The organism is Methanobrevibacter ruminantium M1, assembly GCF_000024185.1.
GTDB lineage: Archaea > Methanobacteriota > Methanobacteria > Methanobacteriales > Methanobacteriaceae > Methanobrevibacter > Methanobrevibacter ruminantium.
This window is the reverse complement of sequence record NC_013790.1, coordinates 111,816-129,987: the sequence shown is the minus strand read 5'-3', so window position 1 is coordinate 129,987 and position 18,172 is coordinate 111,816. Positions and strand designations below refer to the sequence as shown.

At 33.8% G+C, this 18,172-nt stretch carries 8 protein-coding genes; 1 reads left to right on the top strand and 7 read right to left on the bottom strand.

The features are described 5' to 3' along the window. Positions 1–101 precede the first annotated feature (101 nt). The 5 genes from MRU_RS00390 to MRU_RS00370 all read right to left on the bottom strand — a co-directional run bounded on the left by MRU_RS00390 (position 102) and on the right by MRU_RS00370 (position 14,559). A complete protein-coding gene (locus MRU_RS00390; RefSeq protein ID WP_048812332.1) occupies positions 102–6,698 on the bottom strand; it encodes an Ig-like domain repeat protein in 6,597 nt (2,198 codons plus the stop codon). Between the two features lie 264 nt (positions 6,699–6,962). After that, positions 6,963–8,192: an ATP-binding protein gene (locus MRU_RS00385; RefSeq protein ID WP_012954883.1), complete on the bottom strand. Its 1,230-nt coding sequence runs from the start codon at positions 8,190–8,192 to the stop codon at positions 6,963–6,965. Between the two features lie 412 nt (positions 8,193–8,604). Continuing rightward, a complete protein-coding gene (locus MRU_RS00380; protein ID WP_012954882.1) occupies positions 8,605–9,132 on the bottom strand; it encodes a BRO family protein in 528 nt (175 codons plus the stop codon). 342 nt (positions 9,133–9,474) lie between these two features. Continuing rightward, positions 9,475–10,959, bottom strand: a complete 1,485-nt coding sequence (locus MRU_RS00375) for an ATP-binding protein (RefSeq protein ID WP_048812331.1) — start codon at positions 10,957–10,959, stop codon at positions 9,475–9,477. Positions 10,960–11,640: 681 nt separating this feature from the next. Then, positions 11,641–14,559: an Ig-like domain-containing protein gene (locus MRU_RS00370; RefSeq protein WP_012954880.1), complete on the bottom strand. Its 2,919-nt coding sequence runs from the start codon at positions 14,557–14,559 to the stop codon at positions 11,641–11,643. A gap of 317 nt (positions 14,560–14,876) precedes the next feature. On the opposite strand from MRU_RS00370, the gene MRU_RS00365 reads away from it, so the two are divergent. After that, a complete protein-coding gene (locus MRU_RS00365; RefSeq protein ID WP_012954879.1) occupies positions 14,877–15,938 on the top strand; it encodes a LytS/YhcK type 5TM receptor domain-containing protein in 1,062 nt (353 codons plus the stop codon). A 497-nt stretch (positions 15,939–16,435) separates the two neighbouring features. Here MRU_RS00365 and MRU_RS00360 read toward each other — a convergent pair whose 3' ends face one another. Together MRU_RS00360 and MRU_RS00355 are read right to left on the bottom strand one after the other, a co-directional pair. Then, the gene (locus MRU_RS00360; RefSeq protein ID WP_048812330.1) at positions 16,436–16,714 is read right to left on the bottom strand and encodes a hypothetical protein; all 279 of its coding nucleotides are present in this window, start codon (positions 16,712–16,714) and stop codon (positions 16,436–16,438) included. Beyond that, positions 16,711–18,171 (bottom strand): MATE family efflux transporter, encoded by a 1,461-nt coding sequence (locus MRU_RS00355; RefSeq protein WP_012954877.1) that lies wholly within the window; start codon positions 18,169–18,171, stop codon positions 16,711–16,713. Before MRU_RS00355 ends, MRU_RS00360 begins: the two co-directional genes overlap by 4 nt. Position 18,172 lies beyond the last annotated feature (1 nt).

Here is an 18,172-nt window from a genome sequence, read left to right as displayed (position 1 = left end):
AAAATAAAAAAGAAGAACTGAAAATGACTTAAAAAAAATAAAAAAGAAGAACTGAAAATGACTTAAAAAAAGGAAATTAAGAATAGTTTATAAAACTATCCTTAAAATATTTTTACTTTGAAACTAGTGCTTGTTGTCTTATACATTCCATTTCCTGTAAATTTGGCTGTGCAAGTGTAAGTTCCTTTTTTATTCAATGAAACATTGACCTTAGCGACTCCCTTATCGTTTGTAGTCGCTGAATAGGTTTTTCCATTGACAGTGAAGCTTATCTTCTTGCCGCTTATTGCATTTCCATTTGCAGACTTGAAGGTAGCAGATACTGCTTTAGTCTTAGCGCTAGCCTTATAGGCTTTTCCACTTGCTGTAAGTTTAGCATTCTGATCAGTTACCTTAACGTTTGCAACTGCAAATGAACCGTTATAGTCATCATCTCCAAGGAATGCTATGGCAAAGGTGTATGAACCTTTGTATCCAAGGTTGATCTGTAGCTTTACGCCCCCTGTCTCATTTGTTATACGGTTATAGATCTTGCCTGAAAATCCAATGGCGACTGGCTTATTGACCAATGGGTTTCCATCAGCATCCACCAAAGTCACTTCAAAGTATTTACCTATTCTTCCGTCAACTGTAGCAACTGCCTCAGTAGTCATATTATCACATATAATATTAGTGGCAGTTCTATTTGGAATAATAGGAACTGTTTGATTTACATAAACTATCTTTTCAACAGTTTGGTTAATATAGACAATCTTTTCAGTTCCAATGGTGCTGTTGTCGGTTTCATTTACATAGACAATCTTCTCAACTTCAACAGGAACCTCTACAGTATTGTTGATGTAAATAATCTTCTCTACTTCAACCGGAACCTCTACAGTCTGGTTTACATAGACAATCTTCTCAACCTCAATAGTGTTATTATTTGTTTGGTTTACATAAACGATCTTTTCAACCTCAACAGGAACCTCTACAGTCTGGTTTACATAGACAATCTTTTCAACTTCAACTGTTTGGTTTACTATCTTTTCAACTTCCACTATCTCAGTGCTGTTGACAACTATAATAGAACTGGTGACAGTTATGCCATTATCATCAGTGCAACTTACAACAACAGTAGCATTGCCATCTACATCAACAGAATAAATACCATTTTCATCTGTTTGAGCACCAAGCTTAGGAGCACCATTAACAGTAACAGTAAGCAATTTATTAGCTATAGCATTGCCCTCAAGATCAGTCACATTAGCAACAACAGTGCCATCAACATTAGTCAATGCAATAGTAGCATTAGGACGAATAACAACAGTCTCGGTCTCAGTTTCAGTATTTACAACCACATCAATGGAACTGGTAACCCTTCTTCCAACAGGATCGACATAAGTGACAATAACAGATGTATTGCCTTCTATATCAACAGAATAAAGACCATTCTCATCAGTCTTAGCACCTTCTATCTCTTCATAATTAACATATACGTAAATCACCTTATCAGCTAAAGGATGACCTTCAAGGTCAGTCAAATTAACAATGACCTTATTATCAACATGATGTAACTTAATGGTAGCGTCAGGATTGATAATAATGGTTTCGCCTTCAACAGTATCGTTAATAATTTCAATGGAGCTAGAAACAGCTATAAGATTATCATCAAGATAAATAACTTCAATAGTAGCGTTTCCTTCAAAGGATACGTTGGTTTTACCTTCACTATCAGTAGGATCAACTAAAGTCTCAATATCATTAACATAAACAACCACATCAGCACCAGAAATAGGATTATCATCAGAATCAACTAAAGTAATAATGACAACATTTCCATCCCTTTCCAAACCAATGGTAACATTAGGACGTAAAGTTTCACTCTCAATCTCAACTTCAGTATTGTTAATAATTTCAATGGAGCTAGAAACAGCTATAAGATTATCATCAAGATAAATAACTTCAATAGTAGCGTTTCCTTCAAAGGATACGTTGGTTTTACCTTCACTATCAGTAGGATCAACTAAAGTTTCAATATCATTAACATAAACAACCACATCAGCACCAGAAATAGGATTATCATCAGAATCAACTAAAGTAATAATGACAACATTTCCATCCCTTTCCAAACCAATGGTAGCATTAGGACGTAAAGTTTCAGTCTCTGTTACTGTATTAACAACCACATTAATGGAACTGGTAACAGTAATTCCATTAGCATCAGTGTAACTTACAACAACAGTGGCATTGCCATCAACATCGATAGAATAAATACCATTTTCATCTGTTTTAGCTCCAAGCTTAGAAGCACCATTAACAGTGACAGTTAACAACTTATTAGCTAAAGCATTGCCATCAAGATCAGTCACATTAGCAACAACAGTGCCATCAACATTAGTCAATGCAATAGTAGCATTAGGACGAATAATTATGGTTCCGGTTTCAGTTTCAACATTGTTAATTATTTGAATTGAACTGCTAACAGTAATTCCATTAGCATCAATGTAACTTACAACAACAGTGGCATTGCCTACTACATCAATAGAATAAATACCTTCATCATCAGTTTGAGCACCAAGAACCGGAATATCATTAACGGTAACTGCAAGCAATTTATTAGCTATAGCATTACCCTCAAGGTCAGTCACATTAGCAACAACAGTGCCATCAAGGTCAGTCAATGCAATGGTAGCATTAGGAAGAACTTCTACAGGGAAGTTAAATACAATTACTTTTATCTTATCAAAGGAAAGACTGCCGTCTACATTTATATAAGAAGCGTAAACGGTTGAGTTTTGGGTGATTGGAATCACATATAATCCAGTTTCATTTACTGTGCATTCGGCTGGATCTGCACCGTTTAGTGAAACATTTATGATGCCGCTTATAGGATTTCCCCAAATGTCAGTAAGGTTTGCAGTGACTTCAGTTGAATCATCATTCACTGTCAATATCAAGTTAGTGATGTTTACCCAATCGTTATTTTCCTCTACAGTGTTTGCACCTATATTTTCAGCATTTACAGCATCGTTACCTACAGTATCAGCTGCATGGATCTCATTGTTGTATACAGTGTTTCCGGTTGTTGTGGTCAATTCAACTGCATATTCTGATTCTGTGTTGATGATATTGTTTACGATATTATTGTCGCTGCTGTCTCCTCCAACGGTTACATGACCATTCAATGCATTATTGTTAATGGTGGAGCTTCCTGAGACAACTGCAATGGATGCGTCGCTTGAATCGATATTGTTTCCTGTAACTTGAACATTGTTCTTGATTACAATTCCTGCAGTCTGAACGTCAACTTCATCATCTTCAACATCCTCGTCACCGACATTTGTAGCATCTAACTTGATTTTATTGTCTTCAATGTTAGATTCAGAGAGAGCTACAATTCCTATTGCATAGTTAGCAGTCAATTTGATTTCGTTACCGGTGATTGTTTCTGAATCGTCGTAAATACCGATTGCAAAGTAGGATTCTCCTTCAATTACATTGTCTCTGTAGCTTGTTTCAAGGGTTCCGCTAGATGGGTCTGTATTGATTGCATAGACCATCATAGGAGCGTATGCATTAATGGTGTTGTTTAAAACATTTCCTGAACTTGGACCGTTGATGTTGATTGCTGAGGCATAATACTCTGTGGATTCAACATAGATATCGTTGGAATCGATTTCAAAGCCAATTGCATCTATATTAATACCATAGGTATTGTTTCCACCCACTACATTAAAGGAATTGTCGATTATTGTTACATTTTCAGATTTTGTAATGTTTACTGCATAGCTTTTATCTGAAGGGGATTTATAGGAGAATGCATTGTTTATGATTTCTAGATTAGCCACATTGTTTGCATATATTATAGGCTCTGAACCGTTGTAGGCAAATGCAATGTTTGCAAGGGATACGTCATCTGAAGAGACAATCACTGGAATGTTGATTATATTTGCATTTTCACCTACAATGGAAACTGGCTTGTTGATTTTTATGCTTGTAATGCCTAAATCATTAAATTCACCTACAAATTTTAAGTCAGTTGCATTTGTATTCAATACTCCGTTATTATTGAAGAATTGGAAGAAGTTATCCTTGGTTACAGTTAGGTTTGCATTTAGAACTTCAAAGCTTGCAGAAGCGTTTGCAGGATTATAGTATTCAGTTCCGTTAAATAATGCGCTAACTAGATATGTGCCTAATGATAAATTAGAGTAGGAGAATTGAGCGACACCATTTACTAACGGAAGAGCAAATTCCTTATTATCCATATAAAGGTAAACGTTAGCTCCATCAATAGGATTGCCTAATTCATCAATCATATTGATTATAATAGTCGCATCCTCTCCAATGAAAGTGTCATTTGCCTCTATGCTTAATAAGACATCTGATTTAGGCCTAGAGATAAGTGTGAAGTTCTGACTTGCAGATGAAGGCAAGTACATCTCATCTCCTGGATAATATGCTGTAAGGTTATGGTTTCCAAGGGAAAGGTTCTCAGTTACAATGAAATAGGAGAAATTCTCATAGAATATATCTTGAGACTCAACTCCGTCAATGCTAAAGATGTAATTATCTCCAAAGAGTGAAACTCCAGATGGAGTTCGGCTAACTGAGAATGGTATATTGTCTCCAAGATATTTATCTCCAGAAGCCATAATTATGCTTAGATAGGTTTCTGTTTTGATTGTAGCGTTTTCCTCCATAACTGTTAAGGTTTCAACTGCAGTTTCAGGACCGTATAGATCATTTCCAGGATAGAATGCAGTTACATTGTAAACTCCAGGAGCAAGATTATCAGTAGGAAGATTAAAGCTTGAATTCTCTCGAATAGGATACGGATAAGAATTATTGCCAACGCTTATTGTAATATTCGCTGCAATTGACTGATGAGTATTGCTGTCAGTCAAATAAATGTAAAGATAACAGTCATCACCAGGATAAAGCTCTGTTGATAACATGTTTAATGATAAATTGGCCTTTTTAGGAGTAACTTCGAAATAACCGGTTGCAGATGAAGGCATGTATTCACCATTTCCAGCATAACTTACAGTAAGGGCATGATTACCAATCGCAAAATCGGAAGTTGAAAGGAAATAAGTATCGTTAACAAGCCTACAAGTCTGATTGCCCATGCCATCAACCTTAATTGTATAGGAAGCACCCCAAATGTAAGACCCATCTCCAGTTAAACTAGGAATGAAACGAAGCTCATCCCCAATACTAAGAACAGGATTGGATATGCTTAATGATAAAGTAGTTTCCTTCTTAGAAAGAACAGTCAAGGTTCCAACTGCAGTTTCAGGATCATATAGACCATTTCCATCAAAGAATGCAGTTACATTGTAAACTCCAGGAGCAAGATTATCAGTAGGAAGATTAAAGCTTGAATTCACTCGAATAGGATACAGATAAGAATTATTGCCAACGCTTACTGTAATATTAGCTGCAATTGACTGATGAGTATTGCTGTCATAGAGATCAATGAAAATATAACAATCATCCCCCGGATAAAGCTCTGTTTCAATCATCATTAATGATAAAGTGGCCTTGTAAGAATTGACTGTGAAAGTGGCATTTGCAGATGAAGGCAAGAAACTCGCATCTCCAGCATAACTTACAGTAAGAGTATGATTTCCACTACTAAGAGAGGAAGTTGAAAGGAAATAAGTGCCGTTTTCAGTCCAATAAGAATAATTACTCATGCCATCAACCATAATGGAATAGGAATTAGCCATAACATAAAATCCGTTTGAAATTACGCTAGGAGTGAAACGAAGCTCATCACCCTTATCAAGCTGAGGATTGGACACGCTCAATGATACAGCAGTTTCCTTTTTTGAAACCTTGAAGTCTTTTGAAGCGCTTGCAGATGGATAAGGACCATATCCGCTAAAGTATGCTGAAACAGTGTGACTGCCTAGAGCCAAATTGGAATAAGTCACTTGAATATTGCCATCATCCTCTACGATAAAACTTGTACTGCTTTGGCCATCAAGAGATACTTGGATAGTATTATTGGCAAAAGGCTGGTTTCCATAGGTTACATGAAGAGTGACATAAGCTCTTTCCCCATAATAGATATCATTAGCTTCTATCTCTATATTGACTGTCGGGGTTAAAACTTCAAAGCTTTTTGAAGCACTTGCAGAAGGATAAGGACCATATCCGCTAAAGGATGCTACAACAGCATGATTGCCTGCAGCTAAACCAGTATAATTCTTTTGAGCAATACCGTCATCAAAAATTAAAATATTTTCACCAGCTGCGCCATCAAGAGCAAGATTAATGCTACTGTTGGCTAAAGGCCCAGCCCCATACCTTGCAGAAACAGTTACATTAGCGGTTTCACCATAATAGATATTTGGAGCATTTATAGTCAAAATAACAGGTGTTTCATTTTCACGAAGAACATTAGCCTTGTCTTTAGAATAAATGGAATTATCCTCTTCAGAAATAGCTTTATCATTTGTAGTCTTTTCATCTATTGCGATATTCGCAGTTTCATTTGAGATAGGATCACTAAGCCCCTTATCAGCAATCGAATCTCCATTATTTTCATTAATCAGAACAGATTCTTCAGGAGCCGTAGCTATGGCTTCTCCAGAATCTTCAACTGTCAGATCTGATGATGCAGATAAATCATCAGCTGCGCTGACAGCACCAATTGTAAGAATAATTAGTAGTATTAAACTAATTAAAAAAAGATTCTTTTTAGTCATTTTCATCATCTTCCATCAAAAGATATTAATTGAGTCAAATAATATTAATTAAATGTAATACTATTAATTAAAAGTATATAATATAAACATATAAAAATTTCTATTTATATTTTATAAGAATTAATTAAATTAATTTAAAAAGGAAATTATTAGTTTGTATGGTGTAAAATAGTTAATAAAGAAACGATTAGTTTGATTATAGTAAAATAAAATAAACTAGGAGATTATAGTGAAATAGCATTTTTTGAGGAAATTTAAAAGCAATCAAATATCTTCAGAAGATCTTAAGAATTGAATTATGTTTAAATGTTTAATGCCTTCACGAGATTGGTCTGTCTTATCCATGGATAAAACATATTTCGGATAGTTATCTGATATTCTCCTTAAAGGTTCAAATTCCCTTTCAATGGTTTCATCACTGCTTAAATAATATGCAACTTGAATATATATCCTCTCATTGTTCCTTTTGCATACAAAATCAACTTCCAATTTTCCAATGCATCCTATAGTGATTGTGTAACCTCTCCTAAGTAATTCCAAGTAAACAATATTTTCTATGATTCTGCCAGTATTTTCTTGTTTAATCTCCAACTGGGACCTATAAAATCCTTGGTCTATCAAATAATACTTTTCAGAACCGTTAATTTCTCTTTTGCCTACTAAATCCTCCCTTGTAATTTTAGATAGTATATTAGCACTTTCCAAATAATTTAGATAATTGTATATTGTTGGTTTGGTAATTTCCATACCTTGTCCTCTTAAATAATTATACAAGGAATTGGCAGATATCAAATTTCCTACATTTTCAATTAAAAACTTGATTATCCTACTGAATAGGCCTACATTTCTTATCTCATATCTTGTGACGATGTCATTTAAAATAATTGATGAATATAAATCATTCAATATTATCTCCTTATGGTCATTAGAAGAAATCGCTGTAGGAAAACCGCCATAGCGAAAATATTCATCGAAATAATTTTCAAGCTCGGTATTTAATTCATTGCTATTTATAGGCAGAGACCCAATCTCCTTTTTATAATCAATAAATTCATTAAATGAAAAAGGATACATGTTAATTGAAACATAACGCCCTGTTAAAAAGCTAGCTAATTCTTTAGATAATAATTTAAAATTGGAACCGGTAATGTAAATATCGCTTTTTGATAATTTATAATATGAATTTACAGACAGCTCCCACTCGGAAACATTTTGTATCTCATCAAAAAAGAGATATGTTTTTTCAGGATGTGAATCAATGAAATCCAATACAATCTCATCTAACTCTTCACTTGTTTTTATATGTCTGTATTGAGGAAGTTCAAAATCTATTAAAAGAATATTTTCTTCAGCCACTCCTCTTTCCTTTAGTTCATTAATGATTAATTTAAAAAAGTAAGATTTGCCGCTACGTCTTACACCGGTTATTATTTTTATTAAATCCTTATCAATGAAGCTATTGATTTTATTCATATATAATTCTCTTTTCACCATGATTTAGCTCCTAATTAAAGTTCTTTATAAAAAATAAAAATTATTAATAATGTTTTCTAAAAAATTAAATTATAAGAAATGTATAAAAAAGTTTTCTATAAGAAACAAATATTCTAAATTATATAAAAAAGTATTCTATAAGAAACTATTTATAAAAAATATATTAAAAAGTTTTCTATAAGAAACAAATATTCCAAATTATATAAAAAAGTTTTCTATAAAAAACATTTTTAATTAAATCATTTTCCAAATACTCTCTGATTGGAATTTTCTTCAGTTAAAATACTATAAGCAATTCCAGCTTCTATTTCACATCTTGCGTTTTTCGCTATCTTTTCCCCATATTTAGCTAGTTCTTCACTTTTTTCAAGTTCTTCAGGGTTTTTAGCCTTTATGATTTCATTTGCGAAACTTAAGCTAAACTATCTAAAACATGCTCCCTATTTGTCTTTTCTTTAAAACCCTCTTTCTTAAGGCCATTTCTTATCTCCATGCTAAAGAGCTTTCGACTGATCCACTCTTCGCTATAGCCCTTTTTGCGATAAGCGCCTATTGCCATTTCAATAGCTAATTCAGGATTTATATACTCTTCAAGGCATTCGTTGGCCACTTGGGCTAGCCATTCCTTATAAGGCTCTGCATTTGGTGATGGAACTGCTTGTATTATTCGCAAAACCGTTTCAATATCCCCTGCATCTGTCAAACGCATCTTGCCATTAGAGGAGGGCATTTCCATCTGAACTATATATTTATTCAATAGGTTGTATTCATCCTTTTTCATCTTTCTTTTCAAATCAGACCAATATTTATCAGGATTTTTGCTTTCGGTAATGATTGAAATAAGGTCAACAATTGAATAGTAGTAATCTCCTGTCTTATCATCCCAAATGGACCTTATTTTTTCGTCTTTAAATAAATTGAGTATTGATTCGTCTATCATACATATCACCCTTTAAAAAAATATTTTCAAAACAAATTCTTCATTTTTCCGCAAAATTATTTTGATTTTAATAGCTTATAAATGATGTGAGAGCGTCTGAAAACTAATATTTTTATAAATAGTAAACTATACATTAAAATTTTAGAAAAACAAATATAAAATAAGAGTTTGGTAATATATGGTAAACTATACATTAAAATAAAATGACTTATTATCAATATTTTTGCTTAAAAAATTCATTGATAAGAGACCTAAAAAAGTGTCAAAAAATACCAACAGACAAAAACCACAAACTGCCAAAAAATACCAAAAAGTGCCAAGAACAAACCAAAATAGAAAAAATTATTCAACAAAATAATAATTTCTTCTATTGGATTTATTTTCAATAACTAGCCCTTTCTTAGCCAAATCATTTAAATCTCGTTTAGAAGTTGATTTAGACACATCAAACTCATTAGAATATCTTTCATAGGAATATTTTACTTTTTCATTAACTATTCTTGACAATGCTCTTATCTGCCTATCATTCAACCCTACTTTAGTTAGGTCCAAAACATTATTATCCACAGCCTCTTCCGGATAGATCAATTTTCCATTAGGTCCCCAAAATATTACCTTAAAGAATCCCTCGCCGTTTATAAATTCAGGTTCCCTCAAGCCAGACTTTCTCATCTCATCACACATGCGCTGAATTCCAGAGCCAACGTGCTCCATAAAAATGGTTTTGGAGAACAAATTACAAATATTCTTATTTCGGTGCACAGGGACTTCAATATTCTTCAAATTAGAAACCTTTAATGGATACAAAAGATTTCCCGGACTAATTATCTCAATCCTATCGTCATAGATATAAAATTGAATGAAACTGCCCTTAAAGCTATAATCCCTATGGGCCAAAGCATTTATCATAGCCTCCCTGATGGCATTAAAGGGATATTCTGGAATATTTACACGTCGCAAGCCGTTAATGACAGAGCCCACTTTAATGTTTTTCCAATAGAAATGTTCAAACTCCTTTAAAAGAATAAAGAAAGGACTGGTGGTATAGCATTTGTCAATCATTTCCAATTTGGTATTCCCTTTAAACCTAACCAGTTTCACTTCATGCTCAATGTTAAACTTTTCAATGTTTTCTGCTAAAAATAAGGCACCGGCATTGTTTAAACGAAAAGTTCCTGACAAATCTTTCTTTCCCAAGCTTAAGATTTCTAATATGCTCTCCATATCACGATTACCTAATAAATCCAGTATAGGCTGATAATCAATGGAATCAAAAAGCAAATCTAAAGCTTCCTTGCTAACATCGTCACAACTGGATTCTGCTAACAATTGAAAGTCAAATTCCTGATTGCTTAGACTCTGATTTATATGTGCCTTTAGGCTCCTTTTTATCTCTTCAATGAGCTCTACAGTATTGTGAAAAATTTTAAAGCTTGTATCGCTTTTAATTCTTTCAATGAAATCCAGAGCCTTATCTTCTCTTTCATTGGAATCCTTTATAAAAAAATAGATATTCTGTTTGTTCTTAAGTCTGCTGAAAATCTCATATTCATATTCTGTAGAGGATAATCCATTGTCCTTTATATCGCCATAAGATGATCCGATAAGACCGATATATACATCGGAATTATATAATCCTTCGATGAAATTTTCCTGTGGAGATAAGGATCTTGCTTCATTTTCTTCAAAAACAAAAACATCAACATAGTTTTTAAACATGGAATCAGATTCGAGCTCTTTTTTGATTAACTTCCTTTCTTCAAAGAATTCATTTTGATTACTGCTTATAAAGACTTTTACAGTCATATAATCACCTTTAATCTTCATTAAAAGCCCCTCCAAAATACGCATTCACTCAAAAAAAACTAAGAATATACTTTTAAAAAATACATCTTTAAACTTTATTTCCACACTTAAGAATATACTTTTCAAAAATACGTCTTTTACACTAATATTTATATCCAAATTACAAAGATGAAATCCATAAAAAACATCTGTAAACATAGATGTGTAAAAACTATTATATAAGTTTTTTTGTTAAAATAAGATTAATTATTACCCCATATCTTAAAAAAATAATACTCGGTTTACTATTTATAATATATAGTAAACCTAACAGGATAAAATCAATTTAACACTTTTAAATCAATTTAATATTTTGAAGTAAAAATTGATGTGAAAGTGGAAAAACTTATCTAAAGTAAGCAATAGGAAAAAGGAGTAAGGAACAGTCTCTAATTACACTGAAAGAAAGTGCCAGAAAGTGCCAAAAATACACAAAATAAGGTGCCAAAAAGTGCCAACACTATCAAAAAAATCTATTTCTAAAAAAAGATAAAAATAATAACCTATTCCTAAAAAAGATAAAAATAATAACCTATTCCTAAAAAAAGATAAAAAGAATAGTTTACTTCTAAAAAAAGAAAAAATCATACCTATCCCTAAAAAGGGGATTAAAAAAATAAATTTTAATAACTAAAAAAAGAAAAAATAAGAGGAATAATCCTCTTAAGCTATTTTTACACTAAACTTAGTACTAGTTGCCTTATACATTCCATCTCCTGCATATTTAGCAGTACAGGAGTAAGTTCCTTTCTTACTTAAAGAAACATTCAATGTAGCAAGTCCTTTTGCATTTGTAGTTGTTGAATAGGTCTTTCCATTAATGGTAAAGCTTATCTTCTTGCCGCTTATTGCATTGCCCTTTGCAGACTTCAATGTAGCAACTAAAGACTTAGCCTTGGAATTAGGCCTATAAGCCTTAGAGCTTGCTGTAATCTTAGGAGTCTGCTTGTTTACAGTGATTAAAGCAACTTCAAATGAGCCCATATAATCATCATCTCCAAGGAATGCTATGGCAAATGTATATTTTCCAGCATATCCAAGGTTGATCTGTAAGCTTACGCCACCTGTAGAGTTAGTGGTACGGTTGTAGACCTTTCCATTGAATCCTATGAATACAGTCTTGTTTGCAATTGGGTTTCCATCGGCGTCCTGCAGACTTACTTCAAAGTACTTGCCTATCCTTCCGTCTACATTGGAATTGACTGTAGTGGTTGTCATGTTTTGATAGATAATCTTGGTTTCAGTTCTATTCTTAATGACAGATTCCTTGACATACTTCCCGGTGCCTTTTATTTCAACTCCATTATTATCAATATAAGTCAATTTTACAGTTGTATTGCCTTCAAATGGAATTATTAGATTACCATTATCATCTGTAGTGCAGTTAGACTCTACTCCATTAACTAAAGCTGAAACGCTAGCATTTGAAATAGGATTTCCATTTGAATCTGTTAGGGTTGCATTGACTGACGCACCATCAAAGTCAATCTCAAAGCTTCCGTTTCCGCTGACGAGAATCATATTGCTATAGCAGACTTTTATGTTGAATGAAATCCCTGGGAATTGGTTGAGAGCAAAGTCCTTAATCTCAACCCTATAATCATTGCTATTTTCAATTCTCAAATCAGCTAATGTGTATTTCTTAAAAGACGCTGCTTCTGTAGGACTAACGCTATCTGGGAAAAAGGTGAGAACTTCAAGAGGGTTGCCCATATAAATATGAACCTCTATGTCATTTCCCCATGATGCATTTGGACAATATAATGCTACAGCCACATCATCAGTACTGTAAGAGTTTGGATCTATCTTTGCATAGAGTTTATAGTCGTCCCCATTAGGGCCAATGGTCAGATTATAGTCAAATCTGTCAATGAGATTGCCTTTGCTGTCATATGACATAACGCTGATGTTATAGTCTCCAAGCTCAGTGATGTTTAAGTCTGTAAGATTCCAGACTATAGGACCATCAGTGATTTTTCGTCCTTCAAATAGGCCGGAGCCATTCACAGAGACCTTGGTTGCATCGCTTGAATTATATACCACCAGGATATCCAACGGATTGTTGGCTTCAGTGCTTTCCATATATATCGGCCTGATGCAGATTGCATGGAAGGTCTGATTGTCAAAATGGGTTAATGTCTCATTCTTAAAGATTAAAGATCCGGAAATGATATAGCTTCCAATGCCATCAATTCCAAAATCAGCCATTGACCAATTATTATGGCCATCAGGACTGCAGTCTTGAGTGAAAGTGGACAGAGTTCCGTTTGGAGAGACAACTGAAACATTAAAGCTTCCGTTGACATAGTATTTTGATGAAATATCAAGAACTGTGGTATTAGTGTCTAAGTAATTTGCATATTCGGTAACAGTGAAGTTATAGCTGGAATCGTCCACTGGTAAAATATTGAAAGTGATTGAAGCGCTTGATGAGCCTGTATACTCATTGCCAGGATATTCTCCAGAAAGCTTATGGCTGCCTACAGACAAGTCATCAGACAAATCAAAGAAAGCATAACCTAGGGCGTTAGTGGTCACATTCATATAAAATACGTCATCAACGCTGATGGAAATTGTAGCATCCTCCATAGGGCCTCCATATTGTCTTTCCAATAAGACATATGCATTAGCTTGTGTTCCCACTTGAGCATCAGAGGCATTCAGTGTCATTTGAATATTGCTGGAAACTGAATCCTTAGGCAAGACATTGAAGTATTTGGTGGCATTTGAGGGTTCAAATCCTCGATCACCTACATATTCTCCCCTAAGCTCATGACGGCCTACGCTTATATTGAATAACATCCCCTCGATTTCGCCTTGCTTATCAGTGGTCAGATTAGAATAGAAGTCATCGTCGACATAAAGGGAAATTGTAGCATTGGATATAGGCTGATTTATATGAGTCAGCTTACCTGTAACAGAAGTATAGCCCCCTTCCCTGCCAGTGCCTGTATATATGAACAAATCTGTATTTAGATAAGAGGAATATTCTTCCAATACATTGAATGTGGTGGAAGCGCTTGAAGGTCCATAAGTCCCATCGCCGGAATACTCTGCCCCAACCTTATGACTGCCTACAGACAGATAGTTATCAAGTGAAAGAGGGCATGTACCATCTGTTGTGGTGATTACAGTCATATAATCATCACCATCGACACTGACGGAAACGCTGGCTTCAGCAACAGGATTGCCACTCAAATCATTTAAGCTGACAGTGGCGGTAGGATACTGGCTTTGAGGAGTGTCATCGACAGATACGCTAAGGGTAGTGGCATAGATATAATCGGAAACATTATCAGATAGGACCTTGTCTTTAGATGCATCATTATCACCAGCACCATAATCAAGATTATTCGCATTTACCCTATTTTCATCATTATAGTTATTATCATTATTAAAATAAGATTCCTTGCCAGATTCACCAGATTCATCTCCAGCAAGCAAATCTTCACCATCATTTAGAGATAAAGCATTATCATCTAAATCATTTGCTGTCAGCTCTGATACATCAGAAGCGCCAACAGCCCCTATTGTGAAAATAGCTAGCAGAATAAAGCTAACTATAAAAATCTTTTTATCCATAATAAAAACCTTTTTTGATTGATTTTTTAAAATATTATCAATAATTTTTAAAATTTAGCAATATTTTTTAAATATCGGCAATAAAATTATCAGAAAATAATTGAATTTTATAATAATGACTATATTTTATGTATTAAATAAAAATTACTATTATTTTAAATTATGCTAAGTGATTATGTAGAAAAATAATCAATTTTACAATAAATATTAAAAAAAATAAACTAAATCATTATTAAAGCAATAAATAAACCCCAAAACCACCAACCACCCCCATCATATTAAACATTTAATACATACTAACAACAAAAATATACACTATGTTTAACAACTATAAAGACAAACTGACCGGAGATAGAAAGATCCTAATATTGTTTGTAATATTAGCCATCTTTAACATAGCCTTATACATCAACATATTCAAGTATATGGTTGACATCAAGGACATAAACATGGCGGTCATACACGACTTTGTCACAATCAACTGTGCAATCATAATCCTAGGATTTACTTCAACCAGGCTCCCCAATCTTAAAAAGCGTGACAGTTCAATTTATGAAATAAGCTATCTTATCATCATAGGCCTATTAAGCATAACCATTTCATTCTTTAACAAGTCCATCAATGGGGAATCATTATGGGCTCCCTATTTGGAAATGTTCAGGATCCTATCTGTCGTCCTGATTTTAACATTCCTAGCCACTAAAACCAAAAGCTTTAAGGCCGTAGTAAGGGGAGACCGCTCCCGAAAGACAATCATCTCACAGATAATCCTATGTTCAGTCCTTGGAATCCTTGCATCATATTTCACAATGGACATCAACGGCCTTCCAGCCAATGCAAGAGCATTGGTTGTAATGATATCCGGATTGCTTGGAGGGCCATATATTGGAATACCTGTAGGAATAATCTCTGGAGTCTGGAGATATTCAATGGGAGGTCCTACAGCATTGGCATGCGCCATTGCAACAATTCTAGCCGGAATCACTGGAAGCATCATCCACAGATGGAATGGGAATGAATTCATATCCCCAGTCAAGGCAGGGCTTTTAATGTTTTTTTACAGCGGCTTTGAGATGTTTCTGCTTACCATATTGACCCCAAGACCAACTGGACTCATCGTTGCAAGCAATCTTTATGGCCCGATGACATTTGCAGCAGTCCTTGGAATCCTACTATTCAGCCTATTTTTAGATGAGAAAAAAGAGAAAGCTGAAACCGATACTGATGATGGAGATGAAGATAAAAAGATAGAACTAATGTCGGAAGAATTGGAAGAATATAAAATAAAAGCCAACCAAACCGAAGGGGAACTAAAAGAGTATAAAGATAAGGTTGAAAAGCTAGAACAGGAATTAAATGAAATCAAAGGCAAAATATAACTATTGCCCTAAAACATATTCTAACTTTACTCCCTAAACTATAATTCTTCTAAAGCAATTTTATAATTGCAAAATAAAACTAAATCATGAGCAAGAAATAAATAAGCAATAATAAAATAATAATCCCCTATTGAGTCAAAAAATCATGCAGAGACTTTTAGAACCAGTTCTTAAAATATATCAAAGCATTTCCGCAAAAATAACTGAAGATGAAGAGTTAGAAGAAAACAAAGTCTCCATATCCTCCAAAAAATTATTAAAGATGATTCTGATTTTATTAAGGAATCCTTAAAAAAATCAAACAATCGGAGGCCCCAAAAATTGTATAATCTTTATGCAATTATATCAATAGGGCCTTAAAACATCTTTTTTTAGAAAAATAAGAAAAAAATAAAGTTAGGAAAAGGAATCCCAATTAAAACAAGAAAAAAAATAAAAACATAAAAAACGAATTCCAATTAAAACAAGAAAAAAATAAAAATTGGGAAAAAGCCCAATTAATTCTTTATAGTTATCACTGTACTGTTCAAGCCTAAAACTCTAGAATAATCAATCTTATCTGCAATTTTATTCAACACAGATATATTATCGAATTTAAGCTCTTCATTTTCCACCACAGGATTGAAATCAACCCCAGTGTCCTTAACTGAAATTAAAATATTATCAACATTCTTTCTAACGATGATATCAATCGTATCGACTACATCATTAATGTTAATGATATTTACAAGCATCTCCTCAATAGCTAAAGCAACTAAAGTGGCGGACTTTATCACCCCAGATAAGGTAATTTTTGGGACTTCCTCTGAAGGAGATTTACTGCCTCTTCAATATTTCCATTGATTGTATATTCAAATACCCTTTCATCATCATTGTGCTTGTTTATGAAAAATCCAGTGTATTCCCCATTTGTCTTTTTATTGATGTTTCTTGAATAAGCGAATATGAATAATATTGTCAATAGCTCAGCTATTGCAAATGAAATCCAAATTCCATTTCCACCAATTGCAAAAGACAATATGACTGCTGCTGAAATTGGCAATAGAAATCCTTCAAGCAATGAAATGATTGTGGATAATCTGTTCTTTTGAATTGCTTGAGCATAGAAGGTATATAAGAATGTAATTGCAGTTCCTACATAACTTATTGCAAAAATTCTCAATGCATTCAATACTACAGGAACATCTGCCGGGTCTTTAACACTATACAAGAAAAGCAAGGCCTGAGGATAGAATATGAATAAAACAGACAGAGCCAAACTTGAAGCAACCACTATCTTAAGGGACCTCTTTATAATATAGTCAACTCCAGAATAGTCTTCCTCCTTAAAGTAAACAGATACGATTGGAGACATTGTCTGTGCAGTTCCAATCAGGAATATGTATAGTATGAACAGACTGTTATAACAAATTCCGAATGCGACAACCCCTGACTTTCCAACGTAAAGGCCAACTAAAAAGTTTATGACAAGCAATTTTAAAGTCAGATAGAGTTGAGTTGACGCAGAAGAAAATCCTGAAGTAACTATCTTTTTAATGAATTTAAAGAAAGCGTTAGCTTTCAATTTTATAAATTCCAAAGTACGTTCCTTTTTAAAGAAGTAATATGAAATTAAAATGGAACCTACAAGATAACCGGTTGAGGTAGCAAGCGCCGCCCCTGTTAGGCCCAAATTGAAAAACTTAATGTAAATAATGTCAAAGCAAATATTGACAATATTTGCTATAAGTATAGCCCTGAATGGCAGTTGGGGGATACCATCCGCCCTTATGAAATAAGATAAGCTCATCATATAACATAAGAATGGCATTCCAATAACCAATGCAATGAAATATTGGGACACTTGTGAAACCAATTCAGGCTGTGAAGAGCATAGGAACTGGGCAATGCTTCCTGAAAACAAGAGTCCTATAACCGTAATCAATACCCCGATGGATATGAGGGATATGATTGATACTGAAAAGTAGCTATTGCTTTTTTCATCATCAAATTCTGCCTTTGCAACAGAACATAGGACGCTTCCTCCCAATCCGATCATCCAATAAATAAGATTGACAAATGTGATTACTGGAGCTACAATCTGAATAGGAGCAAGATTACTGGCTCCAATTAAAAAACTTACAATCAAACCATCAACAAATAGGCATATGTTACCTGCCATTGATGTAAATAATGTGGGAAGGAAAAATTCAGAGAATTTTGCCCTCAACAATTTATAATTCCTTTCATACATT

Bases quoted from the DNA above. Each gene is read 5' to 3' on its own strand.
- MRU_RS00390 (WP_048812332.1), bottom strand. From the start codon at position 6,698: ATGACTAAAAAGAATCTTTTTTTAATTAGTTTAATACTACTAATTATT.
- MRU_RS00385 (WP_012954883.1), bottom strand. From the start codon at position 8,192: ATGGTGAAAAGAGAATTATATATGAATAAAATCAATAGCTTCATTGAT.
- MRU_RS00380 (WP_012954882.1), bottom strand. From the start codon at position 9,132: ATGATAGACGAATCAATACTCAATTTATTTAAAGACGAAAAAATAAGG.
- MRU_RS00375 (WP_048812331.1), bottom strand. From the start codon at position 10,959: ATGAAGATTAAAGGTGATTATATGACTGTAAAAGTCTTTATAAGCAGT.
- MRU_RS00370 (WP_012954880.1), bottom strand. From the start codon at position 14,559: ATGGATAAAAAGATTTTTATAGTTAGCTTTATTCTGCTAGCTATTTTC.
- MRU_RS00365 (WP_012954879.1), top strand. From the start codon at position 14,877: ATGTTTAACAACTATAAAGACAAACTGACCGGAGATAGAAAGATCCTA.
- MRU_RS00355 (WP_012954877.1), bottom strand. From the start codon at position 18,171: ATGTATGAAAGGAATTATAAATTGTTGAGGGCAAAATTCTCTGAATTT.